Raw genomic sequence first — 18,095 nt, 5'->3', positions numbered from 1 at the left:
CTCATGCAAAGTTAAAACAAAGAGAGAAAACGACCGTAGATTACCGTTTGTTCTTTATAGTAGCGCCTTATATGTCGGAAAATCAAAATGGATATATATATAACATATTTGTGACCATTCTAGTTTACTTTGTTTAATATACAGAAAATTCCCTTAAATACAGGTTTCATTTTATAATGAAATGTAAGAGATAATAAAGTGAAGCAATGTACTTGAATTTGAGGAGTGGCTGGAATGGTTGCAGAAAAGGAACGAGCATTTATGGATTTAAAAGATGTATTTGAATATGCATTTGATGAGATTTTTGTCACGGATGAGGAAGGAACGGTTGTCCGTGTAAATAGTACATGCGAAAGACACTATCAATTATCTGCTGAGGAGTTAGTAGGTAAGCATGTAAAAGAACTACAAAAAGAAGGGATCTTTTATCCATCTGCAACATTAGAAGTAATTGAGAAGAAAAAGCCAATTGAACTTGTTCAGACAACAAAATCAGGAGAGTATTTACACGTTCGTACAAGGCCTGTGTTTGATGAACAAGGGAATTTGCGAAGGGTAATTAGTTATTCTCGTGACCTCACTGAACTCTACCAATTACGAAAAAAGGTCGAAGAGATGGATAATCAGTTAAAGACATATAAAAAAGAGTTAAGAGAAACGTATGAATATGAGGGGCTTATTTTTAAAAGTGTAGCTATGCAAAAAATAGTTACAACAATCAAAAAAGTCTCTGTGGTAGATAGTACGGTTCTTATTTTAGGCGAGACTGGTGTAGGGAAAAGTAGATTAGTACGCCATTTGCATGAAGTGAGTTATCGTAAAAATGAAATGTTTTATGAAATTAATTGTGCGGCATTGCCGACAAATTTAATCGAATCGGAACTGTTTGGCTATTCAGGTGGTTCATTTACAGGTGCAAACCGCGAAGGAAAAAAAGGAATTTTAGAGCTAGCTCATAAAGGAACTCTTTTCTTAGACGAGATTGGTGAAATGCCACTTGAAATTCAGGCGAAACTGTTACAAGTATTACAAGAAAAAACATTCCGCTCAGTAGGAGGTAGGGAACTAAAAAAAGTAGATGTTCGTATTGTAGCAGCTACGAATAGAGATTTGGCTGAAATGGTGAAACAAGGTACTTTCCGAAAAGATTTATACTATCGTTTAAATGTAATACCAATTCATATCCCTCCACTTCGTGAAAGAACGGAAGATATTTTACCTTTAGTCTATCATTACTTACATCACTTTAACGAGAAGTATGGACGTGATGTAAAATTGGCCCCTAGTACTCTACAAATATTTGTAGGGTACCCTTGGGAAGGGAATAATAGAGAAATAGAAAATGTGATTGAAAGAATTGTCATTACTGCAGATAACATTGTAACGATTGAAGACTTACCATTATCTATGCATGGATCAACAGTTGAACAGTCCGGTCAAAGCCTCTATAAAATGTTGGAAGAAGTAGAACGGAATATTATCCTTAAAGCGTATAAAACATATGGATCAAGCTATAAAGTAGCAGAGTTTTTGAAAATAAGCCAGTCTGCAGCGACGAGGAAAATTAAGAGGTTTATAGGAGAGGAATTTATATAAATACAAATTTATATAAATACAAATTGAAAAAATGATATAGAACCTTTCTTTTTAGGGGGGAGAGAGCATCCGTTCATGCATAGAAACTGTCCCATTCCAAGTGAAAATAAAGAGAGAATACGAGTGAAGGCTATTTCTTTGTTCGAATGCTTTTTTGAAAGTATGATAGAAATATAGAAGAAAATGAAGTGAATATAAAGGAGGAAGAAAATGTTGGATAAGAAAGCGACTTATATAAATTTAGAACAGAAAGCAATGTATATAAATGGGGAATGGATCGGGCTACAGGAACAAATTGAAATTAATAATCCTGCGACGCAGGAAGTATTTGCAACTGTTCCAAAAGGCGGAGTCACTGAGGCGAAGCAAGCGGTAGATGCTGCACATGAAGCCTTTAAATCTTGGTCAAAATTAACTGCAGCTGACCGTGCGCAAAAATTAAAAAAGTGGTTTGCACTAATTGATGAAAATAAAGAAGAAATCGCAGCAATTATGACGAAAGAACAAGGGAAGCCATTTGCAGAAGCACTTGGTGAAGTGAATTATGCGAATAGTTTTGTAGAATGGTATGCAGAAGAAGGAAAGCGAGTATATGGTGAGATGATTCCAGCTTCTCATCCAGATAAACGCATCTTAGTAATAAAACAGCCTGTTGGTGTTATTGCAGCAATTACACCGTGGAATTTTCCAGCTGCTATGATTACAAGAAAAGTAGCTCCAGCGCTTGCAGCAGGTTGCACAGCAGTTGTAAAGCCTGCAAGTCAAACGCCGTTAACGGCGTTAAAATTAGCCAAACTTGCACATGAGGCTGATATTCCAAAAGGCGTTTTAAACATTGTAACAGGTAGTGCAAAGGCTATTGCTGATACGTGGATGAATGATGGACGTGTGAGAAAGGTTTCGTTTACGGGATCAACTGAAATCGGAAAAGAATTAATGTGTGGTGCAGCGAAAACAATGAAAAAAGTGTCACTTGAATTAGGGGGGCATGCTCCGTTTATTGTGATGAATGATGCAGATTTAGATAAAGCTGTAGAAGCGGTAATTGGTTCGAAATTCCGTAATGCTGGTCAAACATGCATATGTACAAATCGCGTATTTGTACAAGAAGCGGTATATGGAGAATTTGCAGAGAAGTTTCAAAAAGCAGTAGGTCAGCTTAAGGTAGGAGATGGATTTGGAGAAGGTACGACTGTAGGGCCGCTTATTGATGCGAATGCAGTAGAAAAAGTAAAGGAACATATAGAAGATGCTATCCAAAAAGGCGGCGAAATCCTTTATGGAGGACAAACAATTGCAGAATTAAATGGTCACTTTATTGAACCAACTGTAATTGGAGGAGCAAACGATACAATGTTATGTATGAATGAGGAAACATTCGGACCGGTTGCGCCTGTTGCAAAATTTGAAACGGTTGAAGAAGTAATTGAACGAGCTAATAATACTCCGTATGGTCTAGCTGCATATGTATTTACAAAAGATATTAGTCAAGCATTTCAAATTAGTGAAGCATTAGAATATGGCATTATCGGCTTAAATGATGGCCTTCCATCAGTTGCACAAGCTCCGTTTGGCGGATATAAAGAAAGTGGTATTGGCCGTGAAGGTGGTCATTTTGGAATTGACGAATATTTAGAAATTAAATACATTTCTTTAGGATTATAATAAAGTAAAAAAAGGTTGTTTTCTAAAATGAAAACAACCTTTTTATTATGTGAGGGTAAATTAATATAAAAGAATAAGTTTACATGAGTGCTTTCAATAGATCTGTTACTAATGGAATCACTTTACCAACGAATGTTAAAATCGCATTTGCTGTTGTCATGAAAACTCCTCCCTTTATTTTTAATATTATAATAATAAAACTTTATACATTGATTATATTAAGGCAGTATACTAAAAAGTGAAAAGAGCCTTTTTCTAGGAAAATGGCTCTTTTCATTAAATAATTTGTATTCTTAGAATGCCCAGTTACCTTTACGGAAAATTGGTTCATGTGTTCCGTCAGCTGTAATACCATCAATATCAAGCTCTGCTGAACCAATCATAAAGTCTTCGTGTGTAATACTAGAGTTTGCTCCATTTTCTGCAAGCTCTTCTTTTGTCATCGTTTTACCACCATCTAAGTTAAATGCATAAGCATTTCCAATTGCTAAATGGCAAGATGCATTTTCATCAAATAGCGTATTATAGAATAAAATGTTTGTATTAGAAATCGGTGAATCATGAGGTACTAATGCGACTTCTCCTAAGAAGTGAGAGCCTTCATCCGTTTCTACTAAATGTTTTAGTGCTTCTTCGCCAACATCAGCTTTGTAGTCAATAATGCGACCATTTTCGAATGTTAATGTAAAGTTATCGATGATGTTACCTGCAAATACTAATGGTTTTGTACTTGATACTTGACCGTTTACACCTGTTTTTAATGGCATAGTAAAGACTTCTTCTGTCGGAATGTTAGCCATAAATGGTATATTTTTTTCATTTAAGCTACCAGCGCCAGCCCATACATGTTTTTCTGGAAGTTCAATTGTTAAATCTGTTCCAGGACCTGTATAGTGAAGCGCTTTATAATGTTTTTCGTTTAAGTAGTCTACTTTTGTATGTAATATTGCATCATGTTCTTTCCATGCTTCAACAGGATTTTCTAAATCTGCACGAGTTGCTTGGAAAATTGCAGCCCATAGCTTTTCTTGTTGCTCTTCTGGTGCTACATCAGGGAATACTTTTGCAGCCCATTCTTTCGTAGGAACAGAGATTACGCACCAGCTTACTTTATCTGCTTGTACATAATCACGGTATACCTTCATTGCTTCTCCAGCAACCTTATGAGAATTTGCAATTCGTTTTGCATCTACACCTTTTAATAAATCTGGATTTTCTGCATAGATAGACATAAATGCAGCGCCTTCTTTTGCCAATTCTTCACGTGCATGTGCCTTCCAAGCAGGGAATTCTGAGAATGCTTCTTCAGGAGCTAAATCAAATTTTAAACGTGTTAATACCTCATCGTTCCAATCTACATATACATGCTTTGCACCTGATTTGTATGCTTTTTTTGTAACAAGACGGACAAATGGAGCTGCCTCAAGTGGCGCATTAATAGATAGTGTTTGTCCAGGCTGAATATTAACACCGACATTTACTGCAAGAGCAGCATACTTTTCTAATGTTTGTTCAAATGACATATGATAATCTCCTTTGTGTGAAAGAATTTGTTATAAATATAATACACGAAATATTCAAAAATATAAACGATACCTCAATTATATCAATCTTAATTTCGTATTTTCACGATGTATTGTGAGAAAATGGGCAATTGATTGAGTAGAATAATCAGGTAAACAAGCATAAGCATATATTAAATAAAATTTAAAAGAAAATGGTTATGAATATGTAGTATGAAAGGGTGATAAAATGGGACGAAATCCGAATCGAAAAAGAAAAGATTGTTATCCATATATAGAAAAGAATTGTGAGATAGGACCTATGTCCCCATATGAACGTTGTGATAAGGCATTCCGAGTTCGTTTTCAAGCTGCAGATTATCAAAAAGATCTTCCTCTTCCAATTCAATTCTGTAACGGGGATGAAAAATTGTTTGATAATAAAATTGCTAGCTTCTCTAAGGCTTTACCACATAATTCTTTAGGGGAAGTTGATATTTATGCTTATAAAAAATGGATTGAGGCACTTAAGAAGGGAAAACCAGATGCTTTTGAATGTTTAACGCTTGGTGGTGTATTGAAGCTTGCCAATCCACAAGCAGCTTATGCTTATGGGCTAGAAGGGCCGGACTCTCACCATTTAAGTATCGCGGTACCTCCAGCTTTTAGTAGTGCCTGGGAAGCAAGTGAAATGACTGAACTGTACTGGCAGGCATTGACACGTGATGTGCCTTTTGCTGAATATAATAGTAATTCTCTTACTTTAGCAGCGGCTTCTGAATTATCAAGTTTGTCGGATTTCCGTGGGCCTAAAGTTAATGGTAGCGTTACTACAGAGACTTTGTTTCGTGGTGGAATATCTGGTGATCTGGTAGGACCTTATATTTCTCAATTTTTATGGAAAGATGTTCCTTATGGAGCTACAACAATGATTCAAAAATATCGTACTACTGTATCTGATAAAGATTATATGACTGCTTACCAAGAATGGCTTGATATCCAAAATGGTTTATCTCCGAAGGAAATTATATTTGATACAGTCACTCGTTATATTCGTAGTGGTCGTGACCTAGCTGAATTTGTTCATCAAGATTTTTCCTACCAAGCTTGTCTTTCTGCGTGTTTGATATTACTTAGCTTTGGAAAAGGAGCATTATCATCCAATAACCCTTACTTACATTCAAAAACTCAGAATGGTTTTGTTACCTTCGGTGCCCCTCATATTTTGGATTTAGTGGGTAAGACGGCAAAGGCAGCACTTGAAGCGGCATGGTTTCAAAAGTTTTTAGTTCATCGCAGAATCCGCCCTGAAGAGTTTGGAGGACGTGTTCATAATCAGTTAACAGGTGATACTCATTATCCGATTCATCCAGAATTATTAAATTCGCAAGTTATTTCCGAAGTATTTAGCAAGTTTGGAACGTATTTACTTCCGTTAGCGTATCCTGAAGGCTGTCCGACTCATCCTGCATACCCTGCGGGACATGCAACTCTTATGGGAGCTGGTGTCACTGTATTGAAAGCCTTTTTTAATGAATCGTTTGTCATTCCAAAACCAGTTGTAGCAAGTTCTGATGGTCTTTCTTTGCTTTCTTACTCAGGACAACCTTTGAAAGTCGAAGGGGAATTGAATAAGCTTGCTACCAATATTGGGCTTGGCCGTAGTACAGCTGGTGTTGTTTCACTTTTTGTAATAAACTTCCCTGGTTTTGTCGTTGTCGCAAATTGATAATATTTCTTTGTTTCTTCTACAACTTTATCATTTACATGACCAAACGGGTATGCAATTGCAATGACAGGTTTACCAGTGATCYTTTCAAGCTTTTCTTTTGAACCCTTTAACTCTCCCTCATAGTTTGTGATTTTCGGTAAATCAGCATGTGTTGCTGTATGAGATTGGACAGAGAAAATACCCGAATCAACCATTTCTTTTATATCCGCGGTAGATAAGGAACCTTCTGCATCGATGTTATCAACAATCATATATTCGGTTGCTGTCGGCTTAAATGTATCGTCTTTTAACTTTTGTAGAATATGAAATGCATTCATATTATTTTTCATACCATCATCAAACGTAACAAGAATTGGTTTATTTACTTTATTCATATCATCCCAATGTTCGAACGTTAATAATGTATAGCCGTTTTCTTTTAAATATTTCATTTGCGCTTCGAAGTTCGCGGGTGAGACAAATAAGTCTTTTATTCCTTGACCATAATAATCCTCAATCGCGTGATACATTAAGACAGGAACATATTGCTGAAACGTGATGGTGGATGTTGTGAGCAGAATACTTTTTCCATCTTCTTTTAAACCAGATGCTTCAATTTGATATTCACCACGTTTTCCGTCAAATTCTTTAATATCAAAAGGAATTGCAAACTGTTTGTTTTTATCTTTGGATGAAAATAATTTTGCACTTTCTTTTCCATCAGCAGTTCGCCAAACTTTATATTGTACCTCGGTTAAAGAATCTTTTATATCCGTTATATGTATAGCTGTATTTGTGGATTCATGTGTAATAGAACTCCAAGATATTGTACCTTGTGGTTGCACTTTTTCTACTTGCTTTTTTGGCTGTTCTTGAACCGTTTTCTCTTTTTTAGGTTCATTATTTGTATTGTTAGAGTTACACCCTGCTAGAATGGCAGATGTACATAAAGCAATAGCTGCATATTTTTTCATAACGATCACCTTCTATTGTATATTCGCTTTTTCCCCGTATGAACGGGCAGTAAGACCCTCACCTTAAGATTCAGAGAGAAATGAAGAGGTCGGGCTGATTAAAGTTTCACTTTATGTCGTTATAGTAAAGTGATGGTAGTTCAAAGAAACAAATAGTTAAGATGTTTCTCTACTTCGAAGTCTTTTTCTTTTTGCAGGCTTGTTCAGCGTTATGATCATGTAGCCAACAACAAAAATGAAAGGAATTAAAAATACATAACTAGGGATGCCGAAAACATAATGACTTTTTATGCTGAAAAATAATAAATGTAGGAAATCAAAAAGAGCATGTAATTTCATTTGTACCTCCATCAATCTTTTTACAAATTATAACATTTTCAAGAGTGGAGCTAAATGTTCAAGGCTAAAATTTAAGCTAATTTTAAAGTTGGAAAAATAAATAAAAGAAAAGGCTACTTTTTCATGAAAGCAGCCTAAAAAACGATTAATATTTTTCTTTCACAAGTGATGTAAACTGCGCCATTGTTGTATTAGGGCCAACAAAATGTCGCTTAATTAAGTATTGTTCGTTCGGTGTGCCTTTTGTAATATGAGTTCCATGATCGGTAGTTACCGCAAATTCATAATGTTTCTTTGTTTCTTCCACAGCTGGGTCATTATAAGAACCTACTGGATAGGCAAGGGCGATCACTTTTTTGCCTGTAAGATTTTCAATTTTTTCTTTAGATACACGTAATTCTTCATCATAATTGCTCGTATAAGCCATCATTGCATGATTAGCAGTATGAGATTGAATAGAAAAAATACCTGAATCAAGCATCTGTTTTATATCATCGGTTGTAAGACGATTTGGTGTATCAATAGTACTTGAAACGAGGAATTCGGTTGCTGCTGGTTGGAATTTATCATCTTTTAATTTTTGTAAAATATGAAGAGCGTTCATATTATTTTTTCGGCCATCATCCATTGTCACAAAGACAGGTTTATTGACACGATTTACCTCGCCCCAACGTTCAAACGTTAACATTGTATAACCGTTATCTTTTAAATACTGCATATGTTTTTCAAATTGTTCTGGTGGTACATATAAACCTAAATCGCCATCACCTGGTCCAGGGTATTTTTCAATAGCATGGTACATAAGGAAAGGTGCATATTGCTGGAATGTAATCGTAGATTTCACTAGAGGAACTTCAGTGTTGTCATTTTTTAATCCCACTGCTTCAATTTGAAATTCTCCACGTTTTAAATGAAATGATTGTAAATGAAATGGGAGAGCAAAATCACGAGCTTTTTCTTGTGATACAAAGGTTTGTTTACTTGTAGGTCCATCAGCTGTACGCCAAATATTGTAACGCACTTCCTTAAATGAATCTCTTAAGTTCTTTGTATAAAGTGTCGTATTCTTTGCATTGTATTCAAATGGATCCCATGAAATGAGTCCTTGAGTTACAGGTATTTCTACTACTTTGGCTTGTACTTCTTTCGTCTCCTTTTGGCTCTTGTAAGTTGCTTCTTTTGTCTGTTTTTCACTAACAGTGCTAGTGTTACAACCTACGAGAATAGCAGAAGAAAGCAAAGCGATACATGCATATTTCTTCATAATATCATCCTTCTATTGTGTTTTTAGTTTTGTCTCTTATATGTAATAATTTCTCTATTTGTCTTGTTATAAGAGATTATTGATTCAAATATTTCTATTTGAATTATACCCTTGTCTATCATATCACTATGAAATATAGAGGGGAATATCTCTTTTGGGAGAATTCGACAAAAATGCAGTTCAATTGCATGGAATTTGTCTTATATAAAATTTTGTAAATAAAAACTATTGTAGTTATAGATTGCCTTATGAAAAAAGATACCTCCGAAAAATAGCTGATTTCGGAGGTATCTTTAAAAACGCTTTTTTTTACTTTTGGGTTTCTGTTGTTGGATATTTCTTTCACTGTAAACAGACAGAATACATCTTCTGGCCAATACTAGTATATATATATTTCTTAATATAAAAAAGAAAAATCGTATTGAAAAATGTATGCAATATTGCATATGATTACATTTCATTTTCAGATTGGTTACCTTTGCTCATAAAAAAATCACCCCAACATTCCAAAATGAAAGGAAGGATAGGGTAATTCATTGTTAAATAAATAATCCAGCAATCGTAGCGGATAAAATAGAAGCAAGTGTTGATGCAAATAGCATTTTCCAACCAAACTTAGATACGACACTTCCTTGTTTTTCGGAAAGGGCACGGATTGTACCAACGATCGCACCGATTTGGCTAATACTTGCGAAGCTAATTAAGAATACGGTAACGATTCCAACTGTACGTGGAGATAATGTTTTTGCAACTTCTTTTAAATCAAGAATAGCCACAAATTCATTTAAAACAATTTTTGTTCCCATGATTCCGCCAGCTGGGATAATATCGTGAGCTGGAATACCCATTAGGAATGCAAATGGAGCGAGAATATAACCGAATATTTGTTGTAATGTAACGGCATATCCCATTGCGCCTGAAGCTGCGCTAATTACATAGTTTACAACTTCCATCACACCGATAAAGGCGATCATTAAAGCAGCAACGATACCGGCTACTTTTAAACCATCTAATGCACCGTTAATCATTGCACCGATAAAGCTGTCTCCAAATAGACTTCTATCGAATTTCTGAACTGTTTCTTCTTCTTTCTTTGTATCAACCGGTGTTAATAAAGAACAAACAATTAAGCTAGAGAATAAGTTCAGTGGCAAAGCTGCTAGTACGTATTTCGCATCTAGCATCATAACGTATGATGCTGTAACAGAAGCTGAAACTGAGCTCATTGCCGAACAGCAAATGATGAACATACGGTTTTTATTAAAGTTCTTTAAGTCATTTTTAATAACGATTAATGCTTCGCTTGAACCAAAGAATACAGAGTTTACCGCATGGAATGATTCAACGCGTGGTAAACCAGTAATTTTGGAAATTGCACCGCCGAAAATTCGAACGATGAATGGTAAAACACCTAAATAACTAAAAATAGAAAGTAGTGCTGAGAAAAAGACGATAATTAGTAATACATTTAAGAAAAAGACAAAGTCTCTTTGAATACCGTTAAAGAGAAAATCGACACCTGTTGTACCAAGTTTAATCAGTTTGTTGAACACTTTACTAATGAAAATAATGATCTGTTGACCAATTTTTGTGCCAAACATAAACCAACCAATTAAAATTTGGAAGCCAATCATAATAGCAATTGCACGGAAGTTGATTTTACTTTTGTTGTTTGACAAAGCAAAACATAAACCTAACACGACAAGAATGCCGATAACGCTCATTACATATTGCATGTAGTTGCCCCTTTCAGAAGTTCGTATAAAGTTTTTACATAAAACACTTGTTATATAACTATATAAATACAAATTGAAAAACCGACAAACCATTTTTTTTAGGTTGAATAGAGGATCCGCTCATGCATAGAAGCGGTCAGATCCCTTTTTATCCCCATGCCAAGTAAAACAAAAGAGAGAAAATGAGGACAGGTCTTTTTTATTCTTCATAGCCGCGATTGATGCGCTTGAAAACCCGAACCAGTTCTGTTTAGGTGAGAGAGAGCATTCGGCCAAGTATACAAGCGGTCAGAGCTTTTTCAATCCCATGCCAAGTGAAACCAAAAAGAAAAAATAAGAGCAGGTCACCTTTTGTACTTCATAGCCGCAAATGATATGCTGGAAAATCAAAATAGATAGATATAATTCAAACAGAAGAGGTTTTATGTCATACGTAAGATGTCTGACCTTTTAGAAAAGTAAAAAATAAAAAAGACTCATATGGATTCACTTTCATCTATGAGAGAAAGCTAATCAATATGAGTCTTTGTATACACAAACAAGCCAATATTCATTAGTTTTCCCCATAGTCCAGCAATTTTCGGTTGCCGGGTAGAAACTCTCGATCCATATTATCAAGTATATATGAGGTAACATCGTCCGTATTAAATTATTAGTAGCGTAACATTAATAAAGAAGCAGCGTCAATAGCTTTTTTTCTTCCAATAGATAAAGACCACATAAGTATGATAAAATGTAACGCAGTGTTATGAAAAAGAGAGGTCGGAAAATGAGTAATAAAATGACGCCACCAGTTGAAAAAAACGAGTTTATAGATGTAGTATTCGAAGATTTAACACATGATGGTGCCGGTGTTGCGAAAGTAAAGGGATATCCTATTTTCGTAAAAAACGGATTACCAGGTGAAGAAGCACAAATTAAAATTATTAAAGTAAAGAAGAACTTTGCATTTGGTCGTTTAATGAAACTTCATACAGAAAGCCCATATCGTAAAGATGCAGAATGTCCAGTTTACAACCAGTGCGGCGGTTGTCAGCTTCAGCACTTAACATATGAAGGACAACTAAGGGCGAAAGAAAAACAAGTGCGTGACGTAATGCAACGCATCGGTGGATTGCACGACGTACCAGTTCATCCTGTTCTTGGTATGGAAAATCCGTGGGTTTATCGAAACAAAGCACAAGTACCGATTGGAGAACGTGAAGGCGGACTTGTAGCGGGGTTTTATCGTCAAGGAACGCATGACATCATTAATATGGAAACATGCTTAATTCAAGCGGAAGAAAATGATGTATTAATTCAAGAAGTAAAACGTATTTGTGAAAACAAAGGCATCACAGCGTACAACGAAGAACGTCATAAAGGAACACTTCGCCACGTGATGGCTCGATACGGACAAGTAACAGGGGAAATTATGCTTGTCTTCATTACACGTACGGCAGAACTTCCAAATAAAAAGGCGATCATCGAAGAAATCACAGCGAAGTTTCCAAATGTAAAATCAATCGTTCAAAACGTAAACACGAAACGTACAAACGTAATTTTCGGAGACACAACAACAGTCCTATACGGATCAGAATATATTTATGACTTTATCGGTGACATCAAATTTGCCATCTCAGCACGTTCTTTCTATCAAGTAAACCCAGAACAAACGAAAGTGCTATATGACAAAGCATTAGAATACGCAAAACTAGATGGAAACGAAACAGTAATCGACGCATACTGCGGAATCGGATCAATCTCCCTATTCCTAGCGCAAAAAGCGAAAAAAGTATACGGCGTTGAAATCGTCCCAGAAGCAATCGAAGACGCAAACCGAAACGCTGCATTAAACAACATGACAAACGTTGAATTTGGTGTAGGAGAAGCAGAAGTAGTCATTCCAAACTGGTACAAAGAAGGCGTAATTGCCGACACAATCGTCGTTGATCCGCCGCGTAAAGGTTGTGATGAGGCATTACTAAACACAATCATCGACATGAAGCCAAAGCGCGTCGTATACGTATCATGTAACCCTGCAACACTAGCACGTGACTTAAAAGTATTAGAAGAAGGCGGATATAAAACGCAGGAAGTACAACCTGTGGATATGTTCCCGCATACTACTCATTGTGAAGCGGTCGCGTGGTTGGAGTTGGTATAATAGAAAAGCAGTTGATATAGAAAAAATCTATACCATCTGCTTTTTTGTTTATAAAAATACCATTCAGGACCGATTTTAGTTAAAATAAACATTGCCGATTTTCACAATAGTTTTTCACAAATTATAAATGTCCAAATGTACTTGTGTTTGATAATAAGTTATTAAGCATGATATAAGTGTAAAAGAAGTGGAACATTTGGCTTTATATTTTTTGACCGAGAGTTTGAAGTTGTATCCATAGTGAGAGGATTTGAGTTTGAAATGATAGATAATTTTTGGCGTGATTTACCACGACCATTTTTTGTACTTGCACCAATGGAAGATGTGACAGATGTTGTTTTTCGTCACGTAGTAAGTGAAGCCGGTCGACCGGATGTATTTTTCACAGAGTTTACAAACTCTGATAGCTATTGTCATCCAGAGGGTATGAAAAGTGTGCGTGGCCGTTTGATTTTTACAGAAGATGAACAGCCAATGGTGGCACATATTTGGGGGGATAATCCCGAATATTTCCGTCAAATGAGTATTGGCATGGCAGAGCTAGGATTTAAAGGCATCGATATTAATATGGGCTGCCCTGTACCGAATGTGGCATCGAGAGGGAAAGGTAGTGGCCTTATTCTACGTCCAGACGTTGCGGCAGAACTTATTCAAGCAGCAAAAGCGGGCGGACTGCCTGTCAGCGTGAAAACACGACTTGGCTATAAGAATGTAAATGAGTGGGAGGAGTGGTTAACGCATATTTTAAAACAGGATATTGCGAACCTTTCTATTCATTTACGGACAAGAGAGGAAATGAGCCAAGTAGATGCGCATTGGGAGCTAATTCCGGAAATCAAAAAATTACGTGACCGTATCGCACCAAATACACTACTAACAATCAACGGAGACATTCCTGACCGTCAAACTGGGCTGCAGCTTGCTGAACAATATGGTATTGATGGCGTTATGATCGGGCGAGGTATTTTTAAAAATCCTTTTGCTTTTGAAAAAGAGCCAAAAGAGCATACCAGTAAAGAACACCTTGATCTTTTAAGACTGCAGCTTGATCTTCAAGATCAATATGCGGAAGTACTGCCACGTTCAATCACAGGGCTTCATCGCTTTTTCAAAATTTATGTCAAAGGATTTCATGGAGCTGCTGAATTAAGAAATCAATTGATGAGCACGAAATCAACAGATGAAGTGCGTGCATTGCTTGATAACTTTGAAAAGAGTGTTGATGAGACAGAGGACAGTGAAATGATGTAACTCTTAAAAAGTTAGAGGGAAAATGAATCACATCAACTTATGTGTATTTGTTTTATTCAGTTTCGAGTTCCTTTGCAGACGGCAACTTTTGTTTTGATAATGTCTGTTTTCTGAAAGAAAAAGGTCTTAAAAATGTAATAAACCCACCAGTACCCTTGTGTTGCCACATACACTCTGCACATGTGGAGTGTGTAGCTTGGCTTAGCTTAGTTTAAAAGAAGACAAATAACAGCGCGGAGTATCACAAGAGCGTAGTTATACAATCTAGATATTATCACTGATGGATCGGCGTGAAAACCGTCTTTCATAAAATAAGTTTGGAGCAGGAAACGGGCAGTGTTTTTGAGAAATCAAAGCACTGCTTTTTCTGTTAGTCAACGCTGCGGGGGAAGGAGTTTTATAAGCGTACTTCCAGGTTTAACAAATACGGGATAGATCCACAGACGCAATGAAAGAGACAAGAATGAATCAAAAAATCATTTGAATCTTTCCTCAGCTCAAGGTCTTCTTGAGGTTTTTAGTATAACCTTCACAAGTATTAATTCGGGTAAGACTATAAAACATGTCTTTAAAGTGTTAAAGTATTAATTTAGTGGGCATTAGCTTAAAAGTGCTAGGGGATACAATCTTAAGGACGATTCTTGGTGATACTACTATATTTAACATGATAATTTGGAATTTAGAGCATGTTAGAGGATACGCTTTGACTGCTGGATAAATAGTCAATATTTTAGGAGGATTAACGATGAGTATGAGCAATAATGATATATTAAAGAGAGTAAGATATGCTATGGATATAAAAGATACAGATATGGTGGAGATATTTAAATTTGGTGGCATTGAAGTAACGAAAGAAGAAGTGGTTGAGATGCTTACAAAATTAAAGAAAAGTCCCCAGAATGAAGCTGACAATGATGGTGATGTAGTTGAAAGTGATTACGTATTAACATGTGAGAATATGATGTTAGAGTCATTTTTAAATGGCTTTATTACTTTTAAAAGAGGCAAACAAGATCCAAAACCGGGGCAACCGGAGGGACAAGCGATGCCTTTACAGAGTAATGAAAGTGCCAATAATCTTCTTCTAAAGAAAATGAAAATAGCACTATCATTAACAAGCGAGGATGTGCTTGATATATTAGACGGAGTGGGAGTTAAGGTAACAAAAGGAGAGTTAGGCGCTCTATTAAGAAAAAAAGGTCATAAGAATTACAAAGAGTGCGGTGATAGATACGCAAGGAATTTCTTAAAGGGACTAGCTGTTAAATATAGAGGATAAGGGATTTTATCCTAAAGTAACAAGCGTTGTAACTTCTTAACATCGCATGTGTATTCATGTTAAGAAAGTAGATGATACGATGGATGGAGTAGGAAGTTTGTATCCTACTCTTATTTTTTAATCATTTGTAGTTTAATATATCATGCAAAAATAACATGAACGAATATTCTAGGTGATGAAATGATACATACATATTCAGGTAAGACAATTAATTTTCATATAAATTATAAGAAGAAAAAATCCGTACGTATTTACATAGATTCTTACGGAAATGTTGAAGTTCAGGCTCCTAAAGGAACACCTGTTGAATACGTACTCCAATTGTTAGAGGAGAAGTGGGATTGGATTCAGAAAACACGCAAGGAAATGAAGGAGCGAGTGCTTGGGCCGCAGGAGAAGGTTTATAATCAAGGCGAGAGCTTTCTATATTTAGGGAACACATATCCGATACAAATCTCTCAAGATGCAAGTATTGGGCAAGATGATGCAGTGTTTGAAGGAGATAAGCTACATATATATGTGAAAGAGCTTGAGGATGAGAAAATAAAACAAGCTTTAAAACGATTTTACTACCAGCAGTGTAAAGCGTTAGTAGAGAAGAGTATCAAATCCTATCAAAGTAACTTTAAAACAAAGCCGCGTTCAATCCGTATTTCAGATAGTAACCGTACATGGGGAACCTGTGATTCAAAGCTACAGTTAACATTTAATTGGAAGCTGGCAATGGCACCGCCGAGGGTAATCGACTATGTAGTCGTTCATGAAATGTGTCATATGGTCCATCTAAATCATGATCGATCCTTTTGGCGCCTTGTTGGGAAGATAATGCCTGATTATAAGGAAATGGAAGACTGGTTAGCATTATCAAGCTGGAAAATGACTGTTTAACAATGACATCGTTGGAGCGATACATTTACCAACATATAATTGGAATTTTACACAAGCTATTATAGGAATCGGGATTGCCAGAGTAATTTTGACCTATTCATATGTGAAAACAAAAAATATTTGGGTATCCTTTATTGTCCATGTATTAAATGACTGGACAATAAAGGAATGGCCTTCTTATCTACTCTTCATTAATTGAGAAGATGATGAAGTTTATATTAGGTACGTCAAGGTTATCTTGTTTAAAAAAGGTGAGCACTTATTATCAATAGTGTCTCACCTTTTTGTTATCTATAACGAAAAAATTATTAAATATTGGGGAGGATATCTACTATCTTACTTCCCGAACCGAACACAATACTCCACATCATGTTGCTCCATCTCATATCCACGATAACCTTCCACAAGCAACACTTGCTGTCCGGCAATATCACTCATCGCAATACTCTTAATATCTTTCCGCTCTTTCTTTTCATTCTCACGCAGTTCCTTCACAAAAACATACCGCATATTCCCACCATACTTCTCCTTCAACGCTGCAATCTCCATCCCCTGCGCAAACTTATCCTTTAAGCTTGGAATATTAAACGGCGCAACGGTACAACAAACATAATCGTATTTGCTATCTGTTCGCGTTAATTGTTCCATAAGCACTTTTGCTAATATTTTCTGCATTCCGTTTCCACGGCACTTTGGATGGACGTTTGAAATTTCTTGATAAATAACACGATCTAAATCGTCCTCAGTTAAACCAATATCAAACCCTAAATGTTCGTCATCGATAGGGGGAGCTAAGAGAGCACGAAATGCAATCAGTTCTTGAGCGACAAATGCACCAATTATTAGGCCATTTCCATCTAATATATATTGATACTCTTCTAACGTAAGAGGTTGCAAGCTATCTTTATTTTCTAATGTTTCAATTACAACATGTTGTAAGGATAAAATTTGTTGGATGTGCTCTAAAGATAATGGTGCGATCTGAAACCTTTGCTCGTTTTGTTTCAATGTTCCTTCATAAATAATATTCATCTCAGTGCCTCCTTTAGCGAACGATGTCTTGAAAAACAGTCAATTCATTTAGTATATCTTCATTAACAGCAATTCCTAATCCAGGCTTTTCTGTTAAGCGAATAAAAGGCACATCATAGGAGAGGTTACCGATATCTTTCGTGAATTTTAACGGTCCTGTTAGTTCAACACTTGTAATGATTTTTTTAGAAAAGGCTACATGGAATCCAGCAGAAGATGCAACAGATGATTCGACCATGGAACCAACTTGACATTCAATTCCAGACATTTCAGCTTGGTGAGCGAGTTTAACAGCGGGATAGATGCCGCCGCATTTCATTAGTTTGATGTTTACTTTATCAGCTGCTTGCACCCTGATAATTTGTCGCATTTCACGAGAACTTTTTAATCCTTCGTCAATCATAAGTGGTATGTCAGTTTTGGAACGAATATAAGCCATCGCATCAATATCGTCAGCTACAACAGGTTGTTCAATCCAATCGATGTTTAAGTGACCTAGTGAGCGTAGAGCAGTTAATGTATTCGCACTGTTTTTCCAACCTTGGTTTACATCTACACGAATGGCGATATCGTTTCCTACTCGCTCACGTACAGATTCAATTCTTTCCACATCTTTTTTGACATCTGTTCCGACTTTCATTTTAAAAGAGCGATAGCCTTTATTGATCATGGAAGCAGCTTCTTCTGCCATAGCTCCTGGGGAGGCCATACT

13 protein-coding genes, 1 pseudogene and 1 riboswitch are annotated in these 18,095 nt (G+C 36.2%); of the genes and pseudogenes, 8 read left to right on the top strand and 6 right to left on the bottom strand.

Going from position 1 to position 18,095, the window contains the following annotated elements:
* The first annotated feature begins 234 nt into the window (after positions 1 to 234).
* Together AC1DIT_RS21765 and AC1DIT_RS21760 are read left to right on the top strand one after the other, a co-directional pair.
* The gene (locus AC1DIT_RS21765) at positions 235 to 1,596 is read left to right on the top strand and encodes a sigma-54 interaction domain-containing protein (RefSeq protein ID WP_016112847.1); all 1,362 of its coding nucleotides are present in this window, start codon (positions 235 to 237) and stop codon (positions 1,594 to 1,596) included.
* Positions 1,597 to 1,809: 213 nt separating this feature from the next.
* Complete coding sequence (locus tag AC1DIT_RS21760; RefSeq protein ID WP_033670947.1) at positions 1,810 to 3,261, top strand: NAD-dependent succinate-semialdehyde dehydrogenase; 1,452 nt, start codon at positions 1,810 to 1,812, stop codon at positions 3,259 to 3,261.
* Positions 3,262 to 3,554: 293 nt separating this feature from the next.
* Here AC1DIT_RS21760 and AC1DIT_RS21755 read toward each other — a convergent pair whose 3' ends face one another.
* Complete coding sequence (locus AC1DIT_RS21755) at positions 3,555 to 4,784, bottom strand: aminopeptidase (RefSeq protein ID WP_016112849.1); 1,230 nt, start codon at positions 4,782 to 4,784, stop codon at positions 3,555 to 3,557.
* 229 nt (positions 4,785 to 5,013) lie between these two features.
* Between AC1DIT_RS21755 and AC1DIT_RS21750 the strand changes: the two genes are divergently transcribed.
* A complete protein-coding gene (locus AC1DIT_RS21750) occupies positions 5,014 to 6,492 on the top strand; it encodes a vanadium-dependent haloperoxidase (protein WP_476998397.1) in 1,479 nt (492 codons plus the stop codon).
* On the opposite strand, the pseudogene AC1DIT_RS21745 reads toward AC1DIT_RS21750, so the two are convergent.
* From AC1DIT_RS21745 to AC1DIT_RS21735, 3 genes and pseudogenes are all read right to left on the bottom strand, one after another.
* Positions 6,444 to 7,448: pseudogene (locus AC1DIT_RS21745) on the bottom strand (polysaccharide deacetylase family protein); the annotation flags it as partial. The gene AC1DIT_RS21750 and the pseudogene AC1DIT_RS21745 overlap by 49 nt on opposite strands.
* Before the next feature lie 484 nt (positions 7,449 to 7,932).
* Complete coding sequence (locus tag AC1DIT_RS21740) at positions 7,933 to 9,051, bottom strand: polysaccharide deacetylase family protein (RefSeq protein WP_016112853.1); 1,119 nt, start codon at positions 9,049 to 9,051, stop codon at positions 7,933 to 7,935.
* A gap of 539 nt (positions 9,052 to 9,590) precedes the next feature.
* A complete protein-coding gene (locus tag AC1DIT_RS21735) occupies positions 9,591 to 10,787 on the bottom strand; it encodes a NupC/NupG family nucleoside CNT transporter (protein ID WP_016112854.1) in 1,197 nt (398 codons plus the stop codon).
* A 546-nt stretch (positions 10,788 to 11,333) separates the two neighbouring features.
* Positions 11,334 to 11,435: riboswitch (purine riboswitch) on the bottom strand.
* 121 nt (positions 11,436 to 11,556) lie between these two features.
* Between AC1DIT_RS21735 and rlmD the strand changes: the two genes are divergently transcribed.
* The 5 genes from rlmD (at position 11,557) to AC1DIT_RS21710 (ending at position 16,550) form a co-directional block, all read left to right on the top strand.
* A complete protein-coding gene (rlmD, locus tag AC1DIT_RS21730; RefSeq protein ID WP_016112855.1) occupies positions 11,557 to 12,933 on the top strand; it encodes a 23S rRNA (uracil(1939)-C(5))-methyltransferase RlmD in 1,377 nt (458 codons plus the stop codon).
* A 261-nt stretch (positions 12,934 to 13,194) separates the two neighbouring features.
* Positions 13,195 to 14,184: a tRNA dihydrouridine synthase gene (locus AC1DIT_RS21725; RefSeq protein WP_016112856.1), complete on the top strand. Its 990-nt coding sequence runs from the start codon at positions 13,195 to 13,197 to the stop codon at positions 14,182 to 14,184.
* A 745-nt stretch (positions 14,185 to 14,929) separates the two neighbouring features.
* The gene (locus AC1DIT_RS21720) at positions 14,930 to 15,463 is read left to right on the top strand and encodes a YehS family protein (protein ID WP_016112857.1); all 534 of its coding nucleotides are present in this window, start codon (positions 14,930 to 14,932) and stop codon (positions 15,461 to 15,463) included.
* 180 nt (positions 15,464 to 15,643) lie between these two features.
* Positions 15,644 to 16,351 carry a M48 family metallopeptidase gene (locus tag AC1DIT_RS21715; protein ID WP_016112858.1) on the top strand — a complete coding sequence of 236 codons (708 nt, stop codon included), beginning with the start codon at positions 15,644 to 15,646 and terminating at the stop codon, positions 16,349 to 16,351.
* Positions 16,344 to 16,550, top strand: coding sequence for a CPBP family intramembrane glutamic endopeptidase (locus AC1DIT_RS21710; protein ID WP_077295410.1), 207 nt, complete (start codon positions 16,344 to 16,346; stop codon positions 16,548 to 16,550). The genes AC1DIT_RS21715 and AC1DIT_RS21710 overlap by 8 nt, the downstream gene beginning before the upstream one ends.
* Positions 16,551 to 16,687: 137 nt before the next feature.
* Here AC1DIT_RS21710 and AC1DIT_RS21705 read toward each other — a convergent pair whose 3' ends face one another.
* Positions 16,688 to 17,383, bottom strand: coding sequence for a hypothetical protein (locus tag AC1DIT_RS21705; protein WP_016112859.1), 696 nt, complete (start codon positions 17,381 to 17,383; stop codon positions 16,688 to 16,690).
* Between the two features lie 13 nt (positions 17,384 to 17,396).
* On the bottom strand, positions 17,397 to 18,095 hold a 699-nt coding region (locus AC1DIT_RS21700; RefSeq protein ID WP_476998396.1), incomplete at its 5' end, for a mandelate racemase/muconate lactonizing enzyme family protein.

It is taken from the genome of Bacillus sp. 05T22 (genome assembly GCF_056396765.1).
Note: the sequence above shows the minus strand (reverse complement) of the source record. Positions and strands in the feature narration are given on the sequence as shown.

Excerpts from the sequence above, each read along its gene's own strand:
- AC1DIT_RS21765 (WP_016112847.1), top strand. The coding sequence starts at position 235 with ATGGTTGCAGAAAAGGAACGAGCATTTATGGATTTAAAAGATGTATTT.
- AC1DIT_RS21755 (WP_016112849.1), bottom strand. The coding sequence starts at position 4,784 with ATGTCATTTGAACAAACATTAGAAAAGTATGCTGCTCTTGCAGTAAAT.
- AC1DIT_RS21750 (WP_476998397.1), top strand. The coding sequence starts at position 5,014 with ATGGGACGAAATCCGAATCGAAAAAGAAAAGATTGTTATCCATATATA.
- AC1DIT_RS21740 (WP_016112853.1), bottom strand. The coding sequence starts at position 9,051 with ATGAAGAAATATGCATGTATCGCTTTGCTTTCTTCTGCTATTCTCGTA.
- AC1DIT_RS21735 (WP_016112854.1), bottom strand. The coding sequence starts at position 10,787 with ATGCAATATGTAATGAGCGTTATCGGCATTCTTGTCGTGTTAGGTTTA.
- rlmD (WP_016112855.1), top strand. The coding sequence starts at position 11,557 with ATGAGTAATAAAATGACGCCACCAGTTGAAAAAAACGAGTTTATAGAT.
- AC1DIT_RS21725 (WP_016112856.1), top strand. The coding sequence starts at position 13,195 with ATGATAGATAATTTTTGGCGTGATTTACCACGACCATTTTTTGTACTT.
- AC1DIT_RS21720 (WP_016112857.1), top strand. The coding sequence starts at position 14,930 with ATGAGTATGAGCAATAATGATATATTAAAGAGAGTAAGATATGCTATG.
- AC1DIT_RS21715 (WP_016112858.1), top strand. The coding sequence starts at position 15,644 with ATGATACATACATATTCAGGTAAGACAATTAATTTTCATATAAATTAT.
- AC1DIT_RS21705 (WP_016112859.1), bottom strand. The coding sequence starts at position 17,383 with ATGAATATTATTTATGAAGGAACATTGAAACAAAACGAGCAAAGGTTT.